General features: G+C 71.3%; 27 protein-coding genes. 12 read left to right on the forward strand and 15 right to left on the reverse strand.

Annotation, left to right across the window (positions count from 1 at the left end):
* The 3 genes from VGJ14_18645 to VGJ14_18655 all read left to right on the forward strand — a co-directional run.
* Window positions 1-436: hypothetical protein (locus VGJ14_18645; protein HEY2834446.1), on the forward strand; the 436-nt coding region annotated here is incomplete at its 5' end.
* Between the two features lie 49 nt (window positions 437-485).
* Window positions 486-1,967: an adenosylhomocysteinase gene (ahcY, locus tag VGJ14_18650; GenBank protein HEY2834447.1), complete on the forward strand. Its 1,482-nt coding sequence runs from the start codon at window positions 486-488 to the stop codon at window positions 1,965-1,967.
* A 14-nt stretch (window positions 1,968-1,981) separates the two neighbouring features.
* Entirely contained in the window at window positions 1,982-2,770 is a 789-nt protein-coding gene (locus tag VGJ14_18655; GenBank protein HEY2834448.1) for a class I SAM-dependent methyltransferase, read from the forward strand.
* Here VGJ14_18655 and VGJ14_18660 read toward each other — a convergent pair.
* The 3 genes from VGJ14_18660 to VGJ14_18670 form a co-directional block, all read right to left on the reverse strand.
* Window positions 2,767-3,402 carry a hypothetical protein gene (locus VGJ14_18660; GenBank protein HEY2834449.1) on the reverse strand — a complete coding sequence of 212 codons (636 nt, stop codon included), beginning with the start codon at window positions 3,400-3,402 and terminating at the stop codon, window positions 2,767-2,769. The genes VGJ14_18655 and VGJ14_18660 overlap by 4 nt on opposite strands.
* Window positions 3,403-3,558: 156 nt before the next feature.
* A complete protein-coding gene (locus VGJ14_18665; protein ID HEY2834450.1) occupies window positions 3,559-3,846 on the reverse strand; it encodes a hypothetical protein in 288 nt (95 codons plus the stop codon).
* A gap of 123 nt (window positions 3,847-3,969) precedes the next feature.
* Entirely contained in the window at window positions 3,970-4,854 is an 885-nt protein-coding gene (locus VGJ14_18670) for an RDD family protein (GenBank protein ID HEY2834451.1), read from the reverse strand.
* Between the two features lie 18 nt (window positions 4,855-4,872).
* On the opposite strand from VGJ14_18670, the gene VGJ14_18675 reads away from it, so the two are divergent.
* Complete coding sequence (locus VGJ14_18675; GenBank protein HEY2834452.1) at window positions 4,873-5,877, forward strand: stage II sporulation protein M; 1,005 nt, start codon at window positions 4,873-4,875, stop codon at window positions 5,875-5,877.
* 7 nt (window positions 5,878-5,884) lie between these two features.
* On the opposite strand, the gene VGJ14_18680 is transcribed toward VGJ14_18675, so the two are convergent.
* Window positions 5,885-6,049, reverse strand: coding sequence for a hypothetical protein (locus VGJ14_18680; protein ID HEY2834453.1), 165 nt, complete (start codon window positions 6,047-6,049; stop codon window positions 5,885-5,887).
* A gap of 63 nt (window positions 6,050-6,112) precedes the next feature.
* On the opposite strand from VGJ14_18680, the gene proS reads away from it, so the two are divergent.
* The gene (gene proS / locus VGJ14_18685; GenBank protein HEY2834454.1) at window positions 6,113-7,558 is read left to right on the forward strand and encodes a proline--tRNA ligase; all 1,446 of its coding nucleotides are present in this window, start codon (window positions 6,113-6,115) and stop codon (window positions 7,556-7,558) included.
* Here the strand turns inward: proS and VGJ14_18690 are convergent.
* The 7 genes from VGJ14_18690 to VGJ14_18720 form a co-directional block, all read right to left on the reverse strand.
* Window positions 7,552-8,163, reverse strand: coding sequence for a hypothetical protein (locus VGJ14_18690; GenBank protein ID HEY2834455.1), 612 nt, complete (start codon window positions 8,161-8,163; stop codon window positions 7,552-7,554). The genes proS and VGJ14_18690 overlap by 7 nt on opposite strands.
* A gap of 76 nt (window positions 8,164-8,239) precedes the next feature.
* A complete protein-coding gene (locus VGJ14_18695; GenBank protein HEY2834456.1) occupies window positions 8,240-8,641 on the reverse strand; it encodes a plastocyanin/azurin family copper-binding protein in 402 nt (133 codons plus the stop codon).
* A gap of 10 nt (window positions 8,642-8,651) precedes the next feature.
* Window positions 8,652-9,941, reverse strand: coding sequence for a DUF58 domain-containing protein (locus VGJ14_18700; protein HEY2834457.1), 1,290 nt, complete (start codon window positions 9,939-9,941; stop codon window positions 8,652-8,654).
* Window position 9,942: 1 nt separating this feature from the next.
* A complete protein-coding gene (locus VGJ14_18705; GenBank protein ID HEY2834458.1) occupies window positions 9,943-10,953 on the reverse strand; it encodes a MoxR family ATPase in 1,011 nt (336 codons plus the stop codon).
* Entirely contained in the window at window positions 10,946-12,112 is a 1,167-nt protein-coding gene (locus VGJ14_18710) for a DUF4350 domain-containing protein (GenBank protein HEY2834459.1), read from the reverse strand. Before VGJ14_18710 ends, VGJ14_18705 begins: the two co-directional genes overlap by 8 nt.
* Window positions 12,109-12,741: a DUF4129 domain-containing protein gene (locus VGJ14_18715; protein HEY2834460.1), complete on the reverse strand. Its 633-nt coding sequence runs from the start codon at window positions 12,739-12,741 to the stop codon at window positions 12,109-12,111. Before VGJ14_18715 ends, VGJ14_18710 begins: the two co-directional genes overlap by 4 nt.
* A complete protein-coding gene (locus VGJ14_18720; protein HEY2834461.1) occupies window positions 12,738-13,928 on the reverse strand; it encodes a glycerophosphoryl diester phosphodiesterase membrane domain-containing protein in 1,191 nt (396 codons plus the stop codon). The genes VGJ14_18715 and VGJ14_18720 overlap by 4 nt, the downstream gene beginning before the upstream one ends.
* A 165-nt stretch (window positions 13,929-14,093) precedes the next feature.
* Between VGJ14_18720 and mtnA the strand changes: the two genes are divergently transcribed.
* The 7 genes from mtnA (at window position 14,094) to VGJ14_18755 (ending at window position 21,796) form a co-directional block, all read left to right on the forward strand.
* A complete protein-coding gene (gene mtnA, locus VGJ14_18725; GenBank protein HEY2834462.1) occupies window positions 14,094-15,092 on the forward strand; it encodes an S-methyl-5-thioribose-1-phosphate isomerase in 999 nt (332 codons plus the stop codon).
* 36 nt (window positions 15,093-15,128) lie between these two features.
* Window positions 15,129-15,806, forward strand: a complete 678-nt coding sequence (gene mtrA / locus VGJ14_18730; GenBank protein HEY2834463.1) for an MtrAB system response regulator MtrA — start codon at window positions 15,129-15,131, stop codon at window positions 15,804-15,806.
* Between the two features lie 38 nt (window positions 15,807-15,844).
* A complete protein-coding gene (gene mtrB, locus VGJ14_18735; GenBank protein HEY2834464.1) occupies window positions 15,845-17,551 on the forward strand; it encodes an MtrAB system histidine kinase MtrB in 1,707 nt (568 codons plus the stop codon).
* On the forward strand, window positions 17,544-19,268 hold the full coding sequence (locus tag VGJ14_18740; protein HEY2834465.1) for an LpqB family beta-propeller domain-containing protein: 1,725 nt from the start codon (window positions 17,544-17,546) through the stop codon (window positions 19,266-19,268). The genes mtrB and VGJ14_18740 overlap by 8 nt, the downstream gene beginning before the upstream one ends.
* Before the next feature lie 11 nt (window positions 19,269-19,279).
* Window positions 19,280-19,987 (forward strand): phosphoribosyltransferase family protein, encoded by a 708-nt coding sequence (locus VGJ14_18745; GenBank protein HEY2834466.1) that lies wholly within the window; start codon window positions 19,280-19,282, stop codon window positions 19,985-19,987.
* Window positions 19,988-20,368: 381 nt separating this feature from the next.
* Window positions 20,369-20,989: a ribosome-associated translation inhibitor RaiA gene (gene raiA, locus VGJ14_18750; protein ID HEY2834467.1), complete on the forward strand. Its 621-nt coding sequence runs from the start codon at window positions 20,369-20,371 to the stop codon at window positions 20,987-20,989.
* Between the two features lie 96 nt (window positions 20,990-21,085).
* On the forward strand, window positions 21,086-21,796 hold the full coding sequence (locus VGJ14_18755) for a response regulator transcription factor (GenBank protein ID HEY2834468.1): 711 nt from the start codon (window positions 21,086-21,088) through the stop codon (window positions 21,794-21,796).
* Here the strand turns inward: VGJ14_18755 and VGJ14_18760 are convergent.
* Genes VGJ14_18760 through VGJ14_18775 form a run of 4 tightly spaced genes read right to left on the reverse strand, consistent with a single transcriptional unit; the run spans window position 21,793 to window position 24,167 of the window.
* Entirely contained in the window at window positions 21,793-22,287 is a 495-nt protein-coding gene (locus VGJ14_18760; protein HEY2834469.1) for a DUF2505 domain-containing protein, read from the reverse strand. The two genes, VGJ14_18755 and VGJ14_18760, sit on opposite strands and share 4 nt — an antisense overlap.
* Before the next feature lie 15 nt (window positions 22,288-22,302).
* Entirely contained in the window at window positions 22,303-23,472 is a 1,170-nt protein-coding gene (locus tag VGJ14_18765) for a crosslink repair DNA glycosylase YcaQ family protein (protein ID HEY2834470.1), read from the reverse strand.
* Between the two features lie 8 nt (window positions 23,473-23,480).
* Window positions 23,481-23,705, reverse strand: a complete 225-nt coding sequence (locus VGJ14_18770; protein HEY2834471.1) for an HGxxPAAW family protein — start codon at window positions 23,703-23,705, stop codon at window positions 23,481-23,483.
* 42 nt (window positions 23,706-23,747) lie between these two features.
* Window positions 23,748-24,167: a hypothetical protein gene (locus VGJ14_18775; protein ID HEY2834472.1), complete on the reverse strand. Its 420-nt coding sequence runs from the start codon at window positions 24,165-24,167 to the stop codon at window positions 23,748-23,750.
* Window positions 24,168-24,213: the final 46 nt, after the last annotated feature.

Raw genomic sequence — 24,213 nt, forward strand, 5'->3', positions numbered from 1 at the left:
TTCGGACGGTCAGGCCGCGATGGACAAGCTCAAGGCGACCGCGGCCTATCAGAACCTCAGCGCGGTGCAGAAGAGCCATGTCCTGATCCTGGGCCCGGATGTGGCCGAGGCGCTGTATTACGCCAGTCCGATGAGCATCCCCTGGGCGCTGGACAAGATCGTGCCGCAGCTGGTGGACATGCTCTCCGGCAAGGCCGCTGCGGACAAGGCGGCGGCGGACGCCGCCGAGCGGGACGCCGAGAACCAGGGCAACCTGAGCATCGACTACGACCCCAGCGCCAAGCCGACGGCCGAGCCGACCGACGACGCGACCGACGGTCCGGGTTCCGGTGACGTGGGCGACATCCGGGCACCGTCGGCGGGCTCCACCCCGGCGTCGTCGTCCGCGCCGAGCTCGGCGCCCGGCGCAATGGCGAGCGGAACGCCGACGCCCTGACACCGTTTAGGGTTGAGGGGCCGACCCGCGCACCCGCCGAGGAGACCCGATGACCCGACCTGTGCTGAGCGCCGACGACTTCGCCGTCGCCGACCTGAAGCTGGCCGAGTTCGGCCGCAAGGAAATCCGGCTCGCCGAGCACGAGATGCCGGGCCTGATGGCGGTGCGCGCCGAGTACGCAGCGGCACAGCCGTTGGCCGGTGCGCGGATCATGGGCTCGCTGCACATGACCATTCAGACCGCGGTGCTGATCGAGACGCTGGTGGCGCTCGGGGCCGACGTGCGCTGGGTCAGCTGCAACATCTTCTCCACCCAGGACCACGCCGCGGCCGCCGTCGCGGTGGGCCCCGACGGCACCGTCGACGAACCTCGCGGCGTGCCGGTGTTCGCCTGGAAGGGCGAGACCCTCGAGGAGTACTGGGAGTGCACTCGCCGCGCCCTGATGTGGCCGATGGCCTCGGGATTCGCCGGGCCCAACATGATCCTGGACGACGGCGGCGACGCCACCATGCTGGTACACAAGGGCACCGAGTTCGAGAAGGCCGGCAAGGTGCCCGGTGTCGAGACAACCGACAACGAGGAGTTCAGGGTCGTTCTCGCGCTGCTGGCGACGTCGTTGCACGAGGACGCCACCCGCTGGTCGAACATCGGCCGCGAGATCAAGGGCGTCACCGAGGAGACCACCACCGGCGTGCACCGGCTCTACGACATGTTCAAGGCGGGTGCGCTGCTGTTCCCGGCGATCAACGTCAACGACTCGGTCACCAAGTCCAAGTTCGACAACAAGTACGGCTGCCGGCACTCGGTGATCGACGGTCTGAACCGGGCCACCGATGTGCTGATCGGCGGCAAGGTCGCGGTGGTCTGCGGCTACGGCGATGTCGGCAAGGGCTGTGCGGACGCACTACGCGGGCAGGGCGCCCGGGTCATCGTCACCGAGATCGACCCGATCTGTGCGCTGCAGGCCGCGATGGACGGCTTCCAGGTCGCCACCCTGGACGATGTGGTGTCCACCGGGGACATCTTCGTCACCACCACCGGCAACTTCATGATCATCACCGCGGCACACATGGCCGCGATGAAGCACCAGGCGATCGTGTCCAACATCGGCCACTTCGACAACGAGATCGACATGTCCGGCCTGCAGAAGACCGCCGGCATCACCCGGATCAACATCAAGCCGCAGGTCGACGAGTGGGCCTTCCCTCCCAATGAACACAGTCCCGATGGGCACTCGATTCTGGTGCTCGCCGAGGGCCGACTGATGAACCTGGGCTGTGCCACCGGTCACCCCAGCTTCGTGATGTCGAACTCGTTCACCAACCAGGTGATCGCGCAGATCGAGCTGTTCACCAAGACCGCGGACTACCCGCTGGGCGTGTACACGCTGCCCAAGTACCTGGACGAGAAGGTGGCCCGGCTGCACCTGGACGCCCTCGGCGTGCGGCTGACCACGCTCACCGAGGAACAGGCCGCCTACATCGGCGTGCCGGTCGACGGCCCGTACAAGTCGGACCACTACCGGTACTGATCGGGGGAGACCACATGGCTCTGGCGGGCCGGGCGGTCTCCTTCGACAGGGCCGCTGATTTCTACGACCGCACTCGCGGACTGTCACCGGAGCTGGAGCAGGCGCAGACCGAGCTGCTGGCCGGCGAGCTGACCGGCGCCTCCCGCTGCCTGGAGATCGGCGTCGGCACCGGGCGCATCGGGTTGCCGCTGGCGCACGCCGGGATACCGGTGGTCGGCGTGGATCTCTCGCCCGCCATGTTGGCCCGGCTGCTGGGCAAGGACGCCACAGCGGTGCCAGTGGCGGTGGCCGACGCCCGCGCGTTGCCGTTTCCCGGTGGCGTCTTCGACGCCGTGCTCGCCTGCCACGTGCTGCACCTGATCGAGTTCTGGGCCGACGTGGTCGACGAGGCGATGCGGGTGCTGCGGCCCGGCGGAAGGCTGCTCGTCTCCCAGGGTGGCTCGCCCGGCGACGAGGCGCGGCTCGCGGCGCTGCGCGCGGAGCTGGCCGCGGCGGCGGGCCTGACCGGGGACCACCGAGTGGGGCTGCAGGACCGCGCCGAGTTGGACACGTACCTGGCCGGCCGCGGGGCGACGGTGCGTGAGTTGCCCGAGCTGCACAACCCGACCGCGCGGACGGTCGCAGAATTCCTCGACCAGGTCGCCGAGGGTTGCTACTCCTGGACCTGGTCAGTGGACCCCGAGCGGGTTGGGGTCGCGGCCGAGCAGGTCCGGTCCGCGGCCCGGCAGCGCTGGGGCGACCTGACCGCGGTCACCGTCGGCGCAAGGGCCGTCCGCTGGCACGTCTACCAACTGCCGGGCTAAGCCGCCCTGCGGGGCGCGGTGTGGTTGTGGCTGTTGAGCACATTGCGCACCACCGCCGGCGGCACCGCCTGCGCGGGCGTGGCCGGCCAGTATGCCCGTCCGCCGATCACCGGCAGCACTGCCTCGCCCGCGCGCACACTGCCGTGTACGTGGGCGACGCCGTCGACGGGTAGACCATCGGCCGCGGTGCGGGACGGCAGTGGCAGTAACGCCGCCGGGGCACCGTCGTCGAAATGAGAGAACAGCAGCAGGCCCGGATTCCCTGCTGCATCAACGAATCTGACGTAGCGCCAGGGACGCGGTTGTTGCTTGCGAACCGCGAACAGTCGGCGCGGGGTTCTGGTCAGCCAGAGCGCCTCGACCATTCCCACGGCGAGCCCGGCCGCCGCCGCGATCCACCAGTAGCGCCCCAGCGTTGCGGCCAGGACCGGCGCCGGCACCAGCGGACCGGTAGCCATGGGGAGCAGGCGCGTCGTCGCCTGACGCAGCCGGCGAACCTGCCACCAGAACCGGGCCCCGTCATCCGCCGGGCCTGATCGCGGAGACGTGTCCCAGCCCTCCGTGGCCGCCCGCATGCGTTGCACCTCGACGATGCGGGCGAACCCGATGTCACCCTCGCCAAAAAACGGCACCGGACCAGATCCTTTCCTGTGCGACATGGGGTAAGTCGAGTGCGCAGCTCAGCACCGGCTCTGGCGGGATATCCGGTGCTCAGCTGCCCACTCGACGGGTTGTGGCTGACGCCCGGCCGGCCAGCGGGCAGGCCGGCCGGGCGCCGCTCGTGGTGATCAGACGGCCAGGTAGGTGGCGCTGATCAGATCCCGGGCCCACCGCATGCGCAGGCAGGTGACCTCCGGGTCCTTGCCGTAGCTGGCGGCCAGCTCGGCGGCGCATTCGACCACCAGGCCGTGGTGGCTGTGCAGGGCCTGCGCCAGCGCGGAGTGCACCGCGGAGGCGTCAACGCGCTGCGACGGCTGCAGCGTGCTGCAGAACAGCAGTTCGGCCAGATCGTTCAACGACATGTGCGCGCTCGCGTTGGCGAAGTCCGTCGCACGAGTGTCCAGATATGTCCCCATGGTGCCTTCGACGCGACGCCGGTTCGCTCAGCTCCGCGCCGGGGGCGGAATCCGTCGTTCGACGCCACATCCAAGCCGAACGGGGGAGGTGCCCTCGGTCGGACGACCCAGCCGCGGCGCGGATCAGCCGGGCAGGGTGAACGGTCCAGCGGGCGGGGGCGGGGGCGGGTCGGGCGCGGGGGGCGGTGCCTGCGGCGGCGACGGGTAGGGCGGCTGCTGCGCCGCCTGCTGGTGGGGCGTCCAGCCCGCCCGGGCCAGCTCCCGGTTGCGGCGTTCGGCAAGTACGGCGCCCAGCAGTGCGGCCGGGTCGGTGCCGGGTGCAGCGGGGTGGCCCAGCACCGCGACGAACTCCCCGGCCAGCCGGGTGGTCCAGTGCGCGGCCATGGTCGGGTCCAACTCGCCGATCCGGCCGAGCACCTGCCGGGCCTGCAGAGCCAGGTCGTCGGGTATCCGATCGACGGGCAGCCCGGCGGCCCAGCCGGCCAGCTGTGGCGGCATGTAGGCCGGGGGGGTGACCGCGACCGGGATGCGTTCCCGGATCACCACCGTGCCCGCGAGGTGGTCACCCACCCGCTTGCCGCGGGTCGAGCAGAGCGAGCTGATCAGTGCCACCGAGCCCAGCGCAATCGGGTCGAAGTCCACGATGACCCCGATCAGCGCGCGGGTGAACGCGTGCCGGAAACCGATCGGGCCACCGTCGTCGCGCACCACACGCAGGCCCAGCGCCATTTTGCCCGGGCTGCGTCCGCGGTTCAGCGTCTCGAAGGCGACCGGGTAGCCGAGCACCACGAGCACCCCGGTGGACAGGCCGATCGCCGCGGCCAACGCGTCATCGGTACTGGCCCCGATCACGCTCGCCAGGATCCCGACGCCGATCAGCGGGATCGACAGCAACGCCAGATCGAGAAGCAGGGCCAGGGCGCGGCTGGGCACCTTGGCCAACCGCAGCTCCAGCGCCACCGCCTCGCCGGTGATCACATCCCGGGCACCGGGCGACGGGGAGCTCACCGAACTAGTGTGCCGGTCGTGGACGTCGACGCGTTTGTGGCGGTGCACGCCGCGGAATGGACGCGGCTGGAGCAGCTGCTGGGTCGAGCCTCGCGATTGTCCGGCGACGAGGCCGAGGAATTGGTCGCGCTCTACCAGCGCACCGCCACCCATCTGTCCACTGTGCAGTCCGCGGCACCGGACCCGGCGCTGGTGGGTCGGTTGTCCTCGTTGGTGGGCCGGGCGCGCGCGGCGGTCACCGGCACCTCCTCGCCCGCGCGGCGCGACGTGGCGCAGTTCTTCCTGCGCCGCTTCCCGGCCGCGGTGTACCGGGCCTGGCCGTGGTGGGTCGGGGTCGGCGCGGCGTTCTACGCCGTGGTGGCCGCGATGGCGATCTGGGTCGGGCAACATCCTCGGGTGCAGGGCTCGATCGCGTCTTCCGATTACGTCCGCGAGTTGACCCGCCCCGGTGGGCAGTTCGAGTCCTACTACTCCGACCACGCGGCGACCTCGTTCGCGGCCCGGGTCTGGACCAACAACGTCTGGGTGGCCGCGGCCGGGTTGGCGTTCGGGGTGCTGATCGTGCCGGTGGTGTACCTGCTCTGGCAGAACGCGACGAACCTGGCGGTGGGCCTCGGGCTGATGGGTGCGGCCGGTCGGCTGGGAATCTTCCTCGGGTTGCTGGCCCCGCACGGATTGCTGGAGCTGACCGCGGTGTTCGTGTCCTCCGGGGTCGGGCTGCGGCTGGGGTGGACGGTGATTGACCCGGGCCCGCGCACCCGCAGCGCGGCATTGGCGGTCGAGGGCCGCGCCGCGATGGGCGTCGCGCTGGGCCTGATCGCGGTGCTCGCCGTGTCCGGGGTGCTGGAGGCCTTCGTCACCCCGTCCGGGTTGCCCACTGCCGTGCGGGTGGGCATCGGGGCAGCCGCCGAATTGGTGTTCCTGCTCTACGTGTTTCTACTCGGCGGCCGGGCCGCGCGCGCCGGGGAGACCGGCGACGTGGACGCGAGTCGGGCCGGCGACGTGTTGCCGACCGTGGGCTGAGCGGTCCTCAGTCGTCCGGGCAGGGGTGCTGCTGGGACTTCACAAAAATGTCGACCACCGAGCACATGCCCCAGGGCACCTTGCCATCGACCGGCGGCTTCGGCTTCTTGTCGCTGTAGGCAGGCCCCAACACCAGGGCCGCGGCCACCACGGATACCAGCAATCCACGCATGGACACCACGGTCGCCCCGATGCGGAGCAAAGTCCAAGAGGCGCGCCCCCATAGATTTAGCCCATGGCAAAGGATGAACGCGCGGTCACCGCACAGAGCGAGGACTTCTCCGGTTGGTACAACGACGTTGTCCTGCGCGCGCAGTTGGTGGACCGCGGCCCGGCCAAGGGCACCATGGTCATCCGGCCGTACGGATATCGGATGTGGGAGTTGCTGCAGGCCGCCCTGGATGCGCGGATCAAGGAGACCGGCCACGAGAACGCCTACTTCCCGCTGTTCATCCCGGAGTCCTACCTGCGGCGTGAGGCCGAACACGTGGAGGGCTTCGCGCCCGAGCTCGCCGTGGTCACCCACGCCGGTGGCAAGGAGCTCGAGGAGGCGCTGGTGGTCCGGCCCACCTCGGAGACGATCATCGGCGAGATGATGGCGAAGTGGATCTCCTCACACCGGGATCTGCCGATGCTGCTCAACCAATGGGCCAACGTCGTGCGCTGGGAACTGCGTCCCCGCATGTTCCTGCGCACCACCGAGTTTCTCTGGCAGGAGGGGCACACCGCGCACGCCGACGAGGCCGACGCCATGCGCGAGACCCTGCAGATGCTCGACGTGTACACCGAGATCGCCCGCGACTGGGCTGCGATCCCGGTGGTGCCGGGGGAGAAGACCGCGGGCGAGCGGTTTGCGGGCGCGCTGCGCACGTTCACCATCGAGGGCATGATGCGCGACGGGAAGGCCTTGCAGTCGGGCACGTCGCACTACATGGGCACGAACTTCGCCAAGGCGTTCGACATCAAGTATGCTGACGCATCGTCAGGTGGGCAGCAGTACTGCCACACCACGTCCTGGGGCATGTCCACCCGCATGATCGGCGGGATCATCATGGCCCACGGCGACGACAAGGGTCTGATGTTGCCGCCGAAACTGGCACCCCATCAGGTCGTGATCGTGCCGATGGGTAAGGGCGACGCGTTGGGCCCCGTCATGGCGGCAGTCGACGCGCTCGTCGCCGAGCTGAAGGCGCTCGGCGTGCGGGTGCACGTCGATGACCGTCCGCAGGTGTCGATGGGTTTCAAGTTCAACGACCACGAGATGCGCGGCGTCCCGGTGCGGATCGCGATCGGCCCCCGCGACCTGGACAACGGCGTCGCCGAGGTGGCCCGTCGCATCACCGGCGAGAAGGAGTCGATCCCGTTGGCCGGGCTGGGCGCGGCGCTGCCCGGCATGCTCGAGGAGATCCAGGCGGCGCTGCTCGCCCGGGCCACGGAGTTCCGCGATTCGAACATCACCTCGGTCGACGACTGGGACGCCTTCGTGGCGGCGACCGACACCGGGTGGGCAAGCGTGCTGCACTGCGGCCAACCGTCCTGCGAGGACGAGATCAAGGCGGCCAGCGCCGCGGCAACCCCGCGGTGCATCCCGAATGCCGGCGCGCCGGAGACCGGGACGTGCATCCGCTGCAACGCCCCGTCGGCCTACGGCAAGCGGATCCTGTTCGGTCGCTCCTACTGAGCCCGAACTATCGAGTCATGGGTGTGGCTCGCTGACGCGCTCGGTGACGGGTTGGAGTTGAACCCGTTGTAGGACGCGTCGCTGGTGGCGGTCGGGGTCGAGGTCGGCGTGGGCGATGCGCTGCGCGCGGCCTCGTCCTCGGCGGCCTTTGTCCGGGCCGCCTCTGGGTCCTGGGTCACTATGATTTTGCCCTTCATCTGCCCCGGGTCCAGGTAGATGCACTCGTACTTGTAGGTGCCCGGCGTATCCGGGGCGGTGAAGTGCACCGAGGCACCCGGACCCACGTCGCCGCTGCGCAGCCCGCTGGCCTCGTCGGTGACCCCGCAGATGAAGTCCATCTTGTTGGTCAGGGTGATCACCGTTCCCGGCGTGACGTACAACGTCGAGGGTCTGAACGACTCGTCGACCATCTCCAGATCCGCGGTGTCCGGCGCCACGGCCGGGGTGTCCAGCGGGATCGGGGTGACCGACGGGATCACGCCGAGCGCTGGGGTGGGCGAGGACGCCGGCGGTAACGCGACGTTCGTGTTGTGGGTCACCCCGCAGCCGGCCAACAGGGCGACCAGGGCCGTGGCGGCGGCGATCCCGCGGACAGAACGGGACATATGGGCAGCGGCGGGCGTTCGGTTCACGCAGGGATCATGCCGGCCGAGCCTTGGCGGACACCCCGTCGTCGCTCAGTTATTTCTTGATTGTGATCGTTGCCGTCATCTTCCGGTGATAGAAGCAAACGACCTTGTAGGTGCCCGGCTTGGTGGGCATCTTGAATGTCTTCTTCTGGCCGGCGTCCACGTCCGGGGCGATGTCCCCGCCGCTGGAGTTGGGATTGGCCCGCAAATAGGCCTCGGTACTGATGTTGTGCGTGGCGACGTCGTCGTTCTCCTCGGTCCAGGTGTCACCGGGCATGGCGGTGATCGTGGTCGGGAGAAACGCGAAGTCGGCGAACACGATGGTCCTCGGCGGTGCCGATACCGGGCCCGGCGCGACGTTGCTGTTGTTGGTGTTGCCGCCGCCACCGCAGGCGGCCAGACCGGCGACGAGCGCGACGGCGGCGGCCGTGTACCCGGCTCGGCTGGTCCTCATCCCTCGTCCCTCAACGGCTTGCTGCCTTCAGTGCAAGGTACGCGTCGGCGAGTGCCGGTGGCAGTTCGTCGGGACCGGCCGCGACCACCCGCACGCCCCGGCGGGTCAGCAGCGCTCCGGTCGCCGCGCGCTCGGAGCGGGTGCGCTCGGCGGCGGCTGCGGCGTACACCGCCTCGGCGTCCCCGCGTCCCGCGGCCAACTGGGCCACCCGGGTGTCATCGACGGCGGCCAGCAGCAGTCGGTGGCGGGCCAGCAGCGCGGGCAGCACCGGCAGCAGGCCGTCGGTGACCGGGGCGGCGTCCAACGTGGAGATGAGCACCCCCAGCGCGTCGCGGCCGGCCCGACGCAGTACCTCCGACGCGAGTCCGCGCATGTCGGTCTCCACCAGATCGGCCTCGACCCCGGCCAGCGCGGACACCAGATCCGGCAGCAACCGACCCGGCCGGGCGTCGGTGACCGCGGCCCGCACCCGCCGGTCGTAGACGAGCAGGTCGACCCGGTCCCCGGCGGCCGAGGCCAACGCGGCCAGCAGCAGCGCGGCGTCCATCGCGGCGTCCAGTCGGGGGGCGTCGCCGACCCGGCCGGCGGCGGTGCGTCCGGAGTCCAGCACCACCAGGACCCGACGGTCGCGCTCCGGCCGCCAGGTGCGCACCGCGACCTCGGTGCGTCGCGCACTGGCCCGCCAGTCGATGGAGCGCACGTCGTCGCCGTCCACCCAGGAGCGCAGCGAGTCGAACTCGGTGCCGGCCCCGCGGACCCGAGCCGCGTTGCGTCCGTCGAGCACCCGCAATCGGTCCAGGCGGGACGGCAGATGTCGGCGGCTGCCGAACTCCGGCAGGACCCGCAGCGTCCACGGCACCCGGTGGGCCCGTTGTCTCCCGGCCAATCCCAGGGGGCCCACCGAGCGCACCGTGACCCGGTCGGGATGGCGATCGCCGCGCCGGGTCGGGTGCAACGTGGTGGTCAGTAGCCGGCCCTCGCCGCGCGGTAGATCGAGCTGATGATACGTCAGATTTGCACCGGCGCTGGGCGCCCAGGCATCCCGCAGTCGCCCGCGCAGCCGACGCGGGCCGATGTTGGTGACCCGCAGGGTGAGCGTCGCGGACTCACCCAGGCGCAGCGCGGTCGGACCGTCCCGGTCGAACCGCAGATCGCGCGGTCGGGCTGCAACCAGCAGATCGAGCAGCACCCCGCACACCAACACGGCCTCGACGCCCAGCACCGCGGTGCCTGACCCGACCACCCAGACCACCGCCGCGCCGAGTGCGGCGAGCAGGGCGGTGCGTCCGGTCAGCGCCATCTCAGCGCGGCACCGGCACGGCGGCCAAGACGGAGTCCAGCACCCCGTCCGCGGTGGCGCCTTCCAGTTCGGCCTCGGCGCGCAGCCCGATGCGGTGACGCAGCGCGGGTCGGGCCAATGCCTTCACATCATCGGGCAGCACGTAGTCCCGCCCGGACAACCAGGCCCAGGCGCGGGCGGCGGCCAGCAGTGCAGTGGCCCCGCGGGGGGAGACCCCCAGGCGCACCGCCGGCGAGCTACGGGTGGCCCGACACACGTCGACGATGTAGCCCTGGATCTCCGGGCGCACAGTGACCGCGCGGGCGGCGTCGCGGGCCACCGCCAGATGCTGCGGCCCGGCCACCGGGCCGACCCCGGCCGCGGCCAGATCGCGGGGGTCGAAACCGCCCGCGTGCCGGGCCAGCACCGCGATCTCCTCGCTGCGGCTGGGCAACGGCAGTACCAGCTTGAGCAGGAAGCGGTCCAGTTGCGCCTCGGGCAACGGATAGGTGCCCTCGTACTCCACCGGGTTCTGGGTGGCGGCCACCAGGAACGGGTCGGGCAGCGCGCGGGGGGTGCCGTCGACCGACACCTGCCGCTCCTCCATGGCCTCCAGCAGCGAGGCCTGCGTCTTCGGCGGGGTGCGGTTGATCTCGTCGGCGAGCAGCAGATTGGTGAACACCGGACCGGGCCGGAAGGAGAACTCCGCGGTCCGGGCGTCGTAGACCAGCGACCCGGTGACGTCGCCGGGCATCAGGTCCGGGGTGAACTGCACGCGGGTGGTACGCAGGTCCAGGGCCCGGCAGAAAGCCCGGGCCAGCAGGGTTTTGGCGATGCCCGGCACGCCCTCCAACAGCACATGGCCGCGGCAGACCAATGCAATCACCAGCCCGGTGACCGCGGCGTCCTGACCGATCACGGCCTTGGCCACCTCGGCGCGGACCGCGACCAGAGCCTGATGGGCCGCGGCCACCTCATCAATCCGGCCGGCCGCGGCACGCTGGGTGTCGGGGCGCAGGTCGAGTTCATCCACCGGGCGGCCTCCTGCCGTCGCGAACATCGTGCTCGATCCCGTCCAGGGCATCGGCCAACGCCACCAGTTCGGCGTCGGAGTCCGGCGCCTGACCGAACAGCAGGGCGCCGACGTCGGTTGCCGGACGAGAGGTGTGTGCGGCGATGGCCTCGACCAGCGCCCGCGGCTCGGTTTGCCCACCGTGCAGCCCGAACCGGGCCGACAACCGGCGCACCGCGGCCTCGCGCAGGGCCGTGGCCGCGCGCTGCCGCGCCCCGGTCCGGCGATAGAGCCGCGCCAGGCCCTCGGTGCTCTCCGCCGCGCGCACAGTGACCGGCAGCGGTTCGGTGACCACCGGCCCCAACCGCCGGGCACGCCACAGCGCGAGCACCCCCACGGCCACCGCCAGTTGCGCAGCGGCCCACTTCAACGGGGTGGGCAACAAGGCGGTCAGCGGCTTGCGTCCGCCGGCGGCCAGGGCCGGGTCGTCCAGTTGTGGGCGGAACCACACGAGGTCGCGGCGTTCGCCGAGCAAGGCCAGCGCCAGCGCCGCGTTGCCCGCGGCGTCCAGCCGGGCGTTGGTCAGCGGGGCGCCGCTGCCCAACGCGGTGCGCGTATCGATCCGGGCCAACGGGGCGGCCCGGTCGTTGGCGTAACACAACTCGCCGCCCGCGATGCCGGGGCCGGCCCGGTAGCCGAAGCCGCCAAGTTGAACCCGCCCCGCGCGCACCGCCGCGGGCAGCGTGCACAGCGGATCCCGGATTCCCACGTCGGACATGCTCACCGCGGTCAGCTCCGGCATCGCCGCGGACAGCGACTGCGGACCGGGCGCGATGAGCAGCACCCCCGGCGCACCGTCCACCAGGTCCCGCAATGCCTTACCGGGCAACAGATCCGGGCCGGTGATCAGCAACGTGGCACCGGGTTCGGCGCTGCGCGCGGCGGCCACCGAGCGGGCTACATGTACCTGGACGCCGGCGTCGGTGAGCAGTTGCGTCACGGCGTGCGCACCGCCCGGTTCGTAGGAATCCGGGTCCAGGTCACCGGCGTTGCCGCGCGCGGCCAGGGTGGCGATGCCCGCGGTCACCGCGACCAGCAGCACGAGCAACAACAACGGCACTCGCGCCGACCGGCGCGCGGCGGTAACGGTCACGTCGGGGGCGGCATCCGACGCCCTCATCGCAGCACCGGTTCGCTCGCCCGTGCCCCGCGCACCGTGACGTCCGCGGCCGCCACCACGTCGTGCCCGGCCCGGTCACCGACCCGGCCGCCGTAGCGGATCTCGTCGAAGACCCCGGCGGCCGCATGCACCGGGCCGGCCGCGCTGGGTCGCAGACCGGCCACCTCGGCGGCGACCTCGTTCGCGGTACGACCGGGCCGCGGCACCAGGAGCCCGCGTTCCTCACAGCCGCGCACCAACGCCCGGAAGCGTTCCACGGTCGCGGCGCTGAGGTCTCCCGCGGCCAGGGCCGCGTCGGCGGCGGCGTGGTGGTCGGCCGCGCTGCGGAGCTCGCTGTGGAAGACCGGGGCGGAGCGCCGGTACGCCTTGCGCAGTGGGCCGAGCCGCGTGCGGATCCCGATCAGGACCAGCGCCACCAGGCCGATCAGCAGCAGGATCGCCAACCGATTCCCCGGCGTCGGACCGGAGGCGCGGTCGAAGGCCCCCTGCACCCAGTCGACCAATCGGGTGGCCAACCGCTGGAACAAGGTGGGGTCGTGGGCGTGATAGGCGGGCTTGGTCAGTTCGCTGTGCGCGGCGGCGCGGGCGACGTCGGGGTCCGGCACCACCGGAATATCGACAACGATCATCGGGCGATCTGCGCTGCCGCGGCGCGGGCCAGCGTCAGGTCCAGGCCCTCGCGGCGCATCCGCAGGTCCACGTAGAGCAGCGCGGTCACCCCGGCGCTGAACGGATACGTGACCACCCCGGCGATCGCCACGCCGATCATCATGAACAGGTAGAAGGCCACCCCCGGATGACCCGCGGTGCCGGAGACGGCCAGCCCGACGCCGAGGAACGGCAACGCGAGCATGCCGGTGGCCATTTGAGTGATCACCTGGGTGAGCAGCAGGATCCCCAGCACGCGCCAGAAGCTGCCGCGCACCAATCGCAGCGAGCGGCGAATCGCCGTGCCGATCGTCGCCTTCTCCAACACCAGCGCGGGGGCGGCGACGCCCAGTCGCACGAAGAGCAGCACCGCGCACGGCACCGCCGCCAACTCGCCGAGGAAGCCGATTCCCCAACCGGCGTCGGAGTTGGTGCTCAATCCGATCGCGAGGCCGAGCAGCACCGGCACTGCGAGGATCGCCGCGACCAGGGTCAGCACCGAGAACGACAATCCGACCAGCCGCCACAACCGCGGGCGGGCCTGCGTCCACGCCGCCCGAGGGGTGATCTCCTCGCCGAGCACTGCGCGGGACATCACCACCGTCAACACGCCCTGCAGCACGATCTGCGCGAGCAGCCCGATGACGGTCGCCACAGCCTGCGCGGACTGGGTGGCCGCGTCGCCCGAGGTATCCACGCTGTTGTTGCCCAGCGCCGAGGTGTCGCGCAGGACCAGATACAGCGCGGCCGCCTGTAGCACGGTGACCACGGTGACCACGGCCGCCGCGAAGCCCAACTGCACCTGCCAGTAGCGGCGCATGGTGGACCACGCGCCGTCCAGGATCTCCCCGATGCCCAGTGGCCGAAGTGGGACCACGCCGGGCCGTGCCGGCTGCGCGCTCGGCGGGACCCAGCCAGGCGGCAGCGACATGCCGGGCCCGCCGGGCGGGGGCGGTGGACCGTAGCCCGGTCCGGGGCGGGGCGCAGGCGGATAGACCGGGGGAGCGCCCCAGCCGGCCGCCGGGGTCTGCGCCGATGGGGCGGGTGCCGGCGGCTCCGGGGCGGGGGTGGGCAGCACCCACGCGGGCGGCTGCACGCCGGCCCAGGCGCCGCTCGGCGCAGCCGGCTGGGCCGGCGATGTGGACTCCGCCGCCGGGTCCTCAGCCATGGCGATCATCGTGCCACGGACCCGGCTCGGCCCCGGCCCCCCGATGCTGCGGGTGGTGGCCCGCGCTTGCGCATGTCATGCGCAATAGGGCCTTGTCAGGCGTCTGGACGCCTGACAAGACCCCACGACGCATGTCATGCGCTCGCCGTCGGGCAGGATCGGGGCGTGTACCGAGCCCTGTACTGGAGCGATGAGCCCGCGGTCATGCTGCTGGACCAGACCCGCCTGCCGGCCGAAAGCGTCGAACTGAGCTGCCCCGACGTGGCGAGCCTGGTCGATGCCATCAAGCGGTTGGCCGTCCGCGGCGCACCGCTGCTCGGCATCGCGGGCGGCTACGGGATAGCTCTGGCGGTGGCCCGCGGGGAGGACGTCGAGACCGCCGCTTACGACCTGGCGCACGCGCGGCCCACCGCGGTGAACCTGACCAAGGGGGTGGTCCGGGTGTTCGCCGCGTACCGCGACAGCGGCGGCGACCCGGCAGCCACCCTGGCCGCGGCGCGGGCGTTGCACGCCGAGGAGGACGCGGCCGCCGAGGCCCTGGCCACGCACGGGTTGACCCTCATCGAGCCCGGCGCGCGGGTGCTCACCCACTGCAACACCGGCGCGCTGGCCACCGGCGGTGCGGGCAGTGCGTTCGGGGTGGCGCTGGCCGCGCACAAAGCCGGCAAGTTGGCGCACCTGTGGGTGGGCGAGACCCGTCCGCTGCTGCAGGGCGCCCGGCTGACTGCCTGGGAGGCCGCCGCCCACGGCATCCCGCACACGGTGCTGGTCGACGGGGCCGCCGCGTCGCTGATGTCCACCGACCAAGTTGACCTGGTGCTGGTCGGGGCCGACCGAATCGCCGAGGACGGCACGGTGGCGAACAAGGTCGGCACGTACGGCCTTGCGGTGGTCGCGACGTACCTGGGCATCCCGTTCGTGGTGGTTGCCCCGTGCAGCACCATCGACCTGGCGACCCCGCAGGCTGCCGCGATCACCGTGGAGCAGCGCGACGCCACCGAGGTGACCACCTTCGCCGGGCAGCTGGTGACCCCGGCCGACAGCCCGGCCTGGAACCCGGCGTTCGACCTCACCCCCGCCGGGTTGATCACCGCGCTGGTCACCGAGCGCGGGGTGCTGCGCCACCCCGACCGCGCCGGGATCGCAGAACTTGTCGCCCGGTGAGCCGTCATCATGGCGCCGAAGTGCAACGATGACCCCATGAAGTCGCGTGTGCTGGTGGTGGACGACGACACCGCGCTGGCCGAGATGCTCACCATCGTGCTGCGCAGCGAGGGGTTCGAGCCGATCGTGTGTGGCGACGGGGACAGCGCCTTGGCCGCGTTCCGGGAGCGCAAACCGGACCTGGTGCTGCTGGATCTGATGCTGCCGGGACGCAACGGGATCGACGTGTGCCGGGCGATCCGGGCCGAGTCCGGGGTGCCCATCGTGATGCTCACCGCCAAGTCCGACACCGTCGACGTAGTGCTCGGCCTGGAGTCCGGCGCCGATGACTACGTGGTCAAGCCGTTCAAACCCAAGGAACTGGTGGCCCGGGTTCGCGCCCGGCTGCGCCGGCAGGAGGAGCCGACGCCGGCCGCGCTGCAGATCGCGGACCTGGACATCGACGTGGCCGGGCACTCGGTCAAACGCGACGGCACCGCGATCTCGCTGACCCCGCTGGAGTTCGACCTGCTGGTCGCGTTGGCCCGCAAACCCTGGCAGGTGTTCACCCGCGAGGTGCTGCTGGAGCAGGTGTGGGGTTACCGACACGCGGCGGACACCCGGCTGGTCAATGTGCACGTGCAGCGGCTGCGCTCGAAGATCGAGCACGACCCCGAGCACCCGGAGATCGTGGTCACCGTGCGCGGGGTCGGTTACAAGGCGGGGCCCGCCTAGTGGGTTTGCCTCTGGCAACGATTGAGAGGTAGCAGGCCGTGATCGGCCGGTTCCTGCGGCGCGTGGCGCGGCTGCCCGGGCGGTTGTTGCGCGGCCTGGTGCGCTCCTGGCGCCGGTCCATCACGCTGCGCGTGGTCACCGCGACGTTGGTGTTGTCGGTGACCGTGCTCGCGTTGTTGGGCCAGTTGGTGATGCGCGGGGTGCGCGACGGTCTGGTCGACTCCAAGGTGTCCGCCTCCCGGGCGCAGGCCGCCGCCGGGTTCGCCGCAGCGCAGTCCCGATTGGAGGCCGCCGGTACGCCGCAGCGGGCCAACGTGGGGCAGTTGCTCACCCAGATCGTGACCGCGCTGCGCGACCAGGCGGGTTCGTCCAGCCTGTATGAGTTGGTGCTGGTGCCCTCACCGACGGTGGACGCCGATGTGCCCGCCGGCCGGTTGCGCATCGCCACCGGTGGGGTGCGCCCGGCCAGCGTGCCGACCGCGATGGCCGATGCGCTGGCCGAGGAACCCGGCTCGCGCGCGGACCGGTTCGCCTCGATCTGTTTCGGCGGTACCGATGACCCGTGTCCACCGAACGCGCCGCGGGTGCCCGCGTTCGTGGTGGGCACGCAGTACAACATCTCCGGGGCGGGTGCCTACCAGCTGTACTTCCTGTTCCCGATGACCGGGGAGGCCAAGACGCTGGACCTGGTCCGCTCCCGGTTGACGGTGGCCGCGGTGGCGCTGCTGGTCCTGCTCGGCGCGATCGCCGCATTGGTCACCCGCAGCGTCGTGCAGCCGGTCCGCTCGGCGGCCCGGGTGGCCGAACGGTTGGCCGCGGGTGCGTTGGCCGAACGCATGGTGGAGCGCGGCGAGGACGACTTCGCCAAGCTGGCGAGCTCGTTCAACGGCATGGCCTCGGCGTTGCAGCGCCAGATTCGTCAGCTGGAAGACCTGTCCCGGCTGCAGCAGCGGTTCGTCTCCGACGTCTCCCACGAACTGCGCACCCCGTTGACCACGGTGCGGATGGCCGCGGACGTGCTCTACGACGGCCGCGAGGACTATCCGGCGCCGGCCGCGCGGTCCGCCGAGCTGATGCACGATCAGTTGGAGCGGTTCGAGGCGCTGCTCGGGGAACTGCTGGAGATCTCCCGGTTCGACGCCGGCGCCGCGGTGGTGGAGGCCGAGTCGACCGATCTGCGCACGCTGGTGCGCCGGGTGGTGGACGGCATCGAGGCGATGGCCGCCGCGCAGTACGGCAGCCACATTCGCGTGGAGGAGCCGAACCGGGAGTGTGTGGCGGACATCGACCCCCGCCGCATCGAACGCATCGTGCGCAACCTGCTGCTCAACGCGCTGGAACACGGCGAGGGCCGTGACGTGCGCATCCGGGTGGCGGTCGACGACGAGGCGGTCGCGGTCAGCGTGCGGGATTACGGTGTCGGCCTGCGTTCCGGGGAGGCGGCGTTGGTGTTCAACCGGTTCTGGCGGGCCGACCCGGCCCGGGCCCGGGTCAGCGGCGGCACCGGCCTGGGCCTGTCCATCGCGTTGGAGGACGCGCACCTGCACGGTGGGTGGCTGGAGGCCTGGGGTGAACCGCGGGCCGGCGCACAGTTCCGCTTGACGTTGCCCCGCACCGCCGGTGCCACGCTGGGCGAATCGCCGATCCCGCTGGAACCGGTGGACCGGCGCGGGCCGCGGCGCCCGCCGGTGCCCGGGCCGCACCACGCCCCGGAGCAGGACCCGAAAGTGGGTCGCGATGCGTGAGGTCTCGGCTCCGCGGCGGGTGTCCGTGGCGTTGCTCGCCGTGGGGCTGCTGACCGGCTGCGCGCAGATTCCGTCCTCGGGCAGCCCGTCGAGCAGTGGCAGCGTCCGGCAGGTCGACCAAGCGGCCGCGCGCAACCCGGTGGTGCGGGTGTTCGCGGAAGGGCCGCACGACGGGGACAGCGTGTACTCGATCGTGTCCGGGTTCCTGGAGGCCTCCAGCACGGTCGAGGACGACGTCAGCACCGCGCGGAAGTACCTCACCGATTCGGCCTCCGCGCGGTGGCGGCCGGACGTGGGCGTCACCGTCTACGACCACACCGCGGTGCGCATCGCCGCGAAGTCCACCGACCGGCTGCAGTTCACCGCGCCCGCGGAGGGCACGGTGGACGACCAGGGCGTGTACCTGGCCGCTTTACCCGGCAAGCAGGCGGTGGCCGACTTCGACCTGGTCAAGGTCGACGGCAACTGGCGCATCGACGACGTGCCCGCCGGGTTGTTCATCTCCAAGCAGGACTTTGACCGGGAGTACGCCGGGCAGGACATGTACTTCCTGGCCGGCGGCGGGCATTCCCCGGTGCTGGTGCCGGACCCGATCTACCTGCGCCGGGTGACCGGGCTGCCGACCGCATTGGTGAATGCGCTGCTGGCCGGACCCACGCGCTGGCTGAAGCCCGCGGTGAGCAGTGCGCTGCCCGACCACGCGGCCCTGGCCGGCCCGGTGGACGTGGTCTCCGGGGTGGCCTATGTGCGGCTGACCGCCGACTCGGTGCCCGCGAACAGCGTGGCCCGGGACACCCTGCTCGGCCAGATCGTGCTCACCCTCACCGAGGACCCGGACATCACCGCGGTCGAGGTGACTGCCGGGGACAGTCCGGTGACCCTGGGCGGGCGCGGCTCGACCCGCTTGGCCCGCTCCGACGTGGCGATCTTCTCCCCCGCCGATCTGCGCCCGCCCGGCCCGTCCGCGTACTACCTGCGCGACGGGGTGTCCTACATGGTGGGTCCGCCGGGCGCGCAGGGCCCGTTCGCGCCGTCCACCAAGCTCGCCGAGATCGCGGTCGCGCCGGGAGGCAACCTGTTGGCGGGCATCGCCAAGGACCGTAAGACGTTGTCGACCGCGCCAGGTGATCAGCCCTCGCACCTGACCGTGCGGTTGAAGGGCGACGACCTGCGCTCGGCCTCGTTCGACCAGGACGGCAATCTGTGGGTGCTGGACGGCGCCTCGCCGGACACCGTGTTGCGGCGTATCTCGGCCGAGGGTGACGCGGTTGCGGTGTCCCTCGGCGGATTCGTGGCCCGGCAGATCATGCGCCTGCGGGTGTCCTCGGACGGCACCCGGGTGGCGATGGTGTTGGACACCGTGGAGGGCTCCCAGGTCTATCTGGGGCTGGCCACCGGCACCGGGTCAGACCTGGCGGTGGGCTCGCTGCGCCGGCTGGGATTCCCGCTGTCCGACCCGGTGGACATCGGCTGGGCCGACCCGGACCGGTTGGTGGTGCTGGCCGCGGAGAAGAACGCCGCGCCGCAACCGTTCGCGCTGTCCATGGGCGGCGTCGTCTCCGATGTGGCCCCGTCACTGGCGGACATCTCCGGCCTGGCCGTCGCCCCCAACCAGGCGATCATCGCCACCACCAGCAAGAAGGTGGTCTATCGGCTGCGCCCGGGTGGCGGTTGGTTCCGGGTCGGTACCGGGATCGCGGCGACCTACCCCGGCTGACAACCCAGGTTGTGCACAGCCCGCGCGATGCGCTGCGCGCACCGGCACGTCCGGGGCACGCTGCGCAGATGCTGCGCGCCTGCCTGGATCTGCTGCTGCCTGGCGAATGCGCAGGGTGTGGGGGTCGCGCCGAGTCCGCGATCTGCGTCGGCTGCCGGGCGCGGTTGGGTCCGCCACGGGTCGCAGCCGGCCCGTCCGGCGTGGCCGTGCTGGCCAGCTGCGCGGACTGGGACGGTGAGCTGCGCCGCATGGTGTTGGCCTTCAAGGAACGCGGTCGGGGCGGGCTGGCCGCCCCGCTCGGCGCCGCGCTGGCCGGGGCGGTCGCCGCGCTCGACCTCGAGCCCGGGGCGTTGAGTCTGGTGCCGGTGCCCAGCCGTCCCGCGGCGCGGCGCGCCCGCGGCCACGATCCGACCGCCCGGTTGGCGGGCTGCGCTGCGCGAACACTGCGCCGGCGGGGCCGGATGGTCCACCTGGCCCCGGTGCTGACGCACATTCGGGACGTGCGCGACCAGACCGGTCTGACCGCAGTGGCGCGTCGGGCCAACCTCGCCGGGGCCATGCAGGCCGGGCGGTTCGGCGCGCTGCCCAGCCGGGTGGTGCTGCTGGATGACGTGTGTACGACCGGCGCGACACTGTCCGAGGCCGCCCGGGCACTGCGTGCGGTCGGCGCCCACCCGATCGGGGCGGTTGTGCTCGGTTTCGCCCGGCCGCCTCGATGAAATCTGAGAACTCCGGCCCTGGCCGGGAGCGCTGTGACGCATTAACGTCGCCACATGGCACCTGCCCGGGTCCGTGGTTGCGCCGGGGCTCCGCCCTGGCAAGCCGATGCCAGCCGCAGGCGAAACGGCCCACGTAAGGCGACTTCTCGTCGTCCGATCACGGTGCGGTTTAGAAGTAAGTCCTGCCCCGCCGGTGGTCCCGATGGCCACCGAATCGGGAGAAGGGCGTCAGTGGCGCACAGCGCTGCGAATCCCTCAGCAGGCGAATGTGGGGTAGAAGGCCAGGTCGGCCGGGTAGGTGTCATGCCAAAGCCCAACAGCCATCCTGACGGCACATCAGATGACTGAACGGCAGATCCGCCCTCATCAGGGAGGAAACGCGTGGAGATAGTCGTCAAGGGTCGCCGCACCGAGGTGACCGACCGGTTCCGGCAGCACGCCACGGAGAAGTTGGCGAAGCTGGAGAAGTGGGACGGAAAGATCATCAGCCTGGACGTCGAGGTCTGCCGGGAACGTAACCCGCGGCAGTCCGACGTGTGTGACCGCATCGAACTCACCTGCCGCACTCGGGGTCCGGTGATCCGGGCCGAGGCGGCCGCCGCAGATCCCTACGCGGCCCTGGACCTCGCATGCAGCAAGCTGGAGGTCCGGCTGCGCAAGTCCGCGGACCGTCGCCGCGTGCACCACGGGGCGCGCACGCCGGTTTCGGTGGCCGCGGCCACCGGTCAGTTCGCCGCACCCCCGGCGCGCAACGGTCACGCCGTGGCGACGGGGGCGCTGAGCGAGGAATGGTCCGACATGTCCCAAACGTCGGCCGATGGGCCGTTTGTCGTGCGCGAGAAGACGCACCGGGCGCAGCCGATGACGCTCGATCAGGCGCTCTATGAGATGGAGCTGGTCGGGCACGACTTCTACCTGTTCATGGACTCCGACTCCGGCTGCCCGGGTGTGGTGTACCGCAGACACGGGTACGACTATGGGGTGATTCGGCTGAGCAGCTGACCCTGCGTCGATCGCGCCGCCGGATCACCCGTTGGGGAACCGGCGGCGCATCGATTTCGGGGACCGCGGCCCGCGCGGCGGGTTAGCTTGGACCCCATGAGCGAGAACGGTTCCGAGGCCATCCCGCGCCAGGGGCGGCCGCTATCGGAGCCGATCCGGGTCCTGGTCGCCGATGACCACGTGCTGTTCCGCCGTGGCCTGGAGATGGTGCTGGCCCAGGAGGCCGACCTGGAATTGATCGGCGAGGCGGCCGACGGGGCGGAGGCGGTGACGGCCGCGGCCGACCTGCTGCCCGATGTGGTGCTGCTGGATGTGCGGATGCCCCGACTGTCCGGCATCGAGGCCGCCGCGGCGATCAAGGAGGTCGCGCCCGTCGCGAAGATCATCATGTTGACGATCAGCGACGAGGAGACCGACCTGTTGGCCGCCATCAAGGCCGGCGCCAACGGCTACCTGCTCAAGGAGATCTCCATCGAGGAAGTGGCCGACGGCATCCGTGCGGTGCACAGCGGCCAATCCCTGATCAGTCCGGCGATGGCGTCGAAACTGCTGACCGAGTTCGCCGCGTTGGTGAACAAACAGCCCAGCCGGAACCGGGTACCCGCGCCGGTGCTCACCGACCGCGAGCTCCAAGTGCTGCGCCAGGTGGCCCGCGGCCGGAACAACCGGGAGATCGCCGCCGACCTGTTCATCAGCGAGAACACCGTTAAGAACCACGTGCGCAACATTCTGGAGAAGCTGCAGCTGCACTCCAGGATGGAGGCGGTGTTTTACGCCGTGCGGGAGAAACTGCTCGATATTGGTTAGCGCTCGGCGAGCCAGGTCTGGCCGAGTTGGGCGTCCTTGTTGAGCAGCCTGTCGAGCATCCCGGCGATGTAGCTCTCCACTTTCCCGCCGATCAGCGGCACCCTCACCTTGATCTCGGCGTCCAGGTCCACCGTGGTCTTGCCGCCGTCCTCGAACAGATGCAGCGTGCCGTTCACTCCGCCCGGCTGACCCTTGATCTCGACGATCAACGATCCGGTGCGGTCACTTGCTCCGTCGCCATCGGCCCACGTCTGCGATTCCAGGATGGTGATGTTGTTCCCGACCAACGCCTTGATGAACGAGGGCGGGTCGATCTGCAGCGTCCGGGACAACGAGATCTTCGCGCCGTCGCCGGGGCCGGGGGTCACCGAGGAATCCGCGGCCACCGGGCGACCCCACTGGGCGCGGCGCTCCTGGAACGCCGGGTCGACGAGCATCGAATAGACGGCGGGGCTCGGGGCGTCGTACGTCATCGTGTGCGAGTAGCGCATCCGCAGATTCTGCCCTCAACCGACCAGGGCGTCGCTCAGCGGCCCGGCCAGTTCCGCCGGTGACACCCTGTTCAGACGCACCTCGCAGCAGCCGACCCACGTCGCGGCCTCCCGCAGGGCTGCCGCCATCGGGACGACCGCGGCGGCGGCGTCCAACGACACCGTTTGCGCGACGAGCGTTTGCCCGTCGCGTTTCGGGTCCACCCGCCCGCGCAACCGGCCGCCGGTGAGCAGCGGCATGGCGAAGTACCCGTGCTCGCGCCGGGCGGCAGGCTTGTAGGCCTCCAGCGCATGGCTGAACCCGAACACCCGCCGGGTGCGCGCGCGGTCCCAGATCAGCGAGTCGAACGGGGACAGCAGCGTGGTCCGGTGCCGACCGCGCGTCCCGAGTGTGGCCAGCGCCGCCGGGTCGGCCCAGGCGTCGTCCTTCCAACCGGCCACCCGCACCGGTACCAAGCCGGTGTCCGGCAGCGCCGCGGCGACCCGGGCCCGGCTGATCCGCGGGTAGTCGGCCAGATCCGCCACCGTGCCCACGGCCAACGCGGCCCCGGCCCGGCTGACCAGCTCGCGGAAACAATCGGCGTCGGACAACGTGTCGGCGGCCTGTACCTCTGCGGGCAGCGCCCGTTGGGCGAGGTCGTACACCCGCCGCCAGCCCACCCGACGCGTGCACACCACCTCGCCGGTGTCCAGCAGGAACTCGATGGCCACCTTGTGCGCGCCCCAGGACCACCACACCCCGCCGGTTCGCGCTCCGCCGAGGTCCTTGGTGGTGATCGGGCCGCCGTCCCTCAGCTTGGCGCGGACCTCGGCGAACACCGAGTCCGCGGGCCGGTCGTGCCAGCGCATGCCCCGCTCGCGGAAGTGCCGGCGGCGGAACGCGTAATACGGCCAGGCCTCCACCGGCAGGATGCAAGCCGCGTGCGACCAGTACTCCACCGCCGCCCCGGACCAGTACGCCTGCTCGATCGCGGCCCGAGCGACCGGGCCCAGCCGGGCGCAGGGGATCAGCTCGTGCGAACGGGCGAGCACCGAGATGGTGTCCAGTTGCACCGCACCCAGCCGGTGCAGCATGGCGAGCACGGCCCGTGACCCGCGTCCACGCAGTTCCGATCCCAGAAACCCCTGGGCGCGCAGCACGAGGCGGCGCGCGTCATCCGCCGACAGCGCGGTCGGCGCGGGCACCGCGGAACTCAGTGCTCCTCGGTGCTGTAGTCCTCCATGATCCCGCAAGCCAGGGCGAGGATCCCGCCGACGACGGTCACGGCCACGCCGGTCCAGAACAGCCACCAGGTGGGTGTCAGACACAGACCCAGCCCCCCGACGGTGAAGCCGACGCAAATGATCAGCACGGCCACCCAGGAAATGGGTCGGCCCTGCGCGCCGTGCCCGCCGCCCGCGTGCGCCTGCTGCGCCATGACGTTCGCTCCTCGAAGCTGTTCGGTTGATCGCAGCGAACTCTACTGAGCTGCCAGAGGATGTCCCGGTTCCGGGTCGGTGTGGTGTCGCACCTGCTGTGCACCCAGGGCTCCCAGCGCCCACCGGGTCAGCGCGCCCAGCGCCGTTTCGGCGACCTCGCCGGCCGCCTCGGGCAATCCCCACCAGGACAGCGCCGCCACCCGGTCCGGCAGCGGGTGCAGCACGACCTCACCCAGCAGTCGAGCCGTGGTGATCTCCTGCACCGCGAAGGACAACGCCACCCCCTCCCGCCACTCCCGCAACCGTCGGTCGACCGCGTCGAGTTCTTCGCACCCGCGCAGCGCCGCGAGCTCGCCCACCAGGCGCTCCTCCCACGGCCGCAACTGCACCGGACCGGCCACGATCTCGATCGGCTCGGGCGGCAGCTCCCAGTCGAAATCGACGCTCGGCCGTTCGATCACTTTCGCCTCCAAACGGGGGCCCACCGGCGGGTGCAGAACCGTGCGC

It is taken from the genome of Sporichthyaceae bacterium (genome assembly GCA_036493475.1).
Classification (GTDB): Bacteria; Actinomycetota; Actinomycetes; order Sporichthyales; family Sporichthyaceae; genus DASQPJ01.

Bases quoted from the DNA above. Each gene is read 5' to 3' on its own strand.
- ahcY (HEY2834447.1), top strand. From the start codon at position 486: ATGACCCGACCTGTGCTGAGCGCCGACGACTTCGCCGTCGCCGACCTG.
- VGJ14_18655 (HEY2834448.1), top strand. From the start codon at position 1,982: ATGGCTCTGGCGGGCCGGGCGGTCTCCTTCGACAGGGCCGCTGATTTC.
- VGJ14_18665 (HEY2834450.1), bottom strand. From the start codon at position 3,846: ATGGGGACATATCTGGACACTCGTGCGACGGACTTCGCCAACGCGAGC.
- VGJ14_18680 (HEY2834453.1), bottom strand. From the start codon at position 6,049: ATGCGTGGATTGCTGGTATCCGTGGTGGCCGCGGCCCTGGTGTTGGGG.
- proS (HEY2834454.1), top strand. From the start codon at position 6,113: ATGGCAAAGGATGAACGCGCGGTCACCGCACAGAGCGAGGACTTCTCC.
- VGJ14_18690 (HEY2834455.1), bottom strand. From the start codon at position 8,163: ATGTCCCGTTCTGTCCGCGGGATCGCCGCCGCCACGGCCCTGGTCGCC.
- VGJ14_18695 (HEY2834456.1), bottom strand. From the start codon at position 8,641: ATGAGGACCAGCCGAGCCGGGTACACGGCCGCCGCCGTCGCGCTCGTC.
- VGJ14_18700 (HEY2834457.1), bottom strand. From the start codon at position 9,941: ATGGCGCTGACCGGACGCACCGCCCTGCTCGCCGCACTCGGCGCGGCG.
- VGJ14_18710 (HEY2834459.1), bottom strand. From the start codon at position 12,112: ATGAGGGCGTCGGATGCCGCCCCCGACGTGACCGTTACCGCCGCGCGC.
- VGJ14_18715 (HEY2834460.1), bottom strand. From the start codon at position 12,741: ATGATCGTTGTCGATATTCCGGTGGTGCCGGACCCCGACGTCGCCCGC.
- VGJ14_18720 (HEY2834461.1), bottom strand. From the start codon at position 13,928: ATGGCTGAGGACCCGGCGGCGGAGTCCACATCGCCGGCCCAGCCGGCT.
- mtrA (HEY2834463.1), top strand. From the start codon at position 15,129: ATGAAGTCGCGTGTGCTGGTGGTGGACGACGACACCGCGCTGGCCGAG.
- VGJ14_18740 (HEY2834465.1), top strand. From the start codon at position 17,544: ATGCGTGAGGTCTCGGCTCCGCGGCGGGTGTCCGTGGCGTTGCTCGCC.
- VGJ14_18755 (HEY2834468.1), top strand. From the start codon at position 21,086: ATGAGCGAGAACGGTTCCGAGGCCATCCCGCGCCAGGGGCGGCCGCTA.
- VGJ14_18760 (HEY2834469.1), bottom strand. From the start codon at position 22,287: ATGCGCTACTCGCACACGATGACGTACGACGCCCCGAGCCCCGCCGTC.
- VGJ14_18770 (HEY2834471.1), bottom strand. From the start codon at position 23,705: ATGGCGCAGCAGGCGCACGCGGGCGGCGGGCACGGCGCGCAGGGCCGA.